The 207-nt window shown below is 43.0% G+C and carries 1 protein-coding gene; it reads left to right on the plus strand.

The features are described 5' to 3' along the window. Positions 1 to 207 (plus strand): aconitase family protein (locus B4237_RS07095; protein WP_286942451.1); only part of this gene is annotated, 207 nt, incomplete at both ends.

The following is a 207-nucleotide window of genomic DNA, read 5'->3' on the forward strand; positions in this document are numbered from 1 at the left end:
AATACCTCAAATCCAAGTGTGATGTTAGCGGCAGGGTTGCTGGCGAAAAAAGCGATTGAAAAAGGTTTACAACGAAAACCTTGGGTAAAAAGTTCACTTGCACCCGGTTCTAAGGTCGTCACAGATTATCTTGCAGCTGCGGGATTGACACCATATTTAGATCAATTGGGATATAACCTTGTGGGTTATGGATGCACCACCTGTATT

Source organism: Acinetobacter sp. UBA6526, assembly GCF_002434875.1.
In the GTDB taxonomy this organism is placed as follows: domain Bacteria; phylum Pseudomonadota; class Gammaproteobacteria; order Pseudomonadales; family Moraxellaceae; genus Acinetobacter; species Acinetobacter venetianus.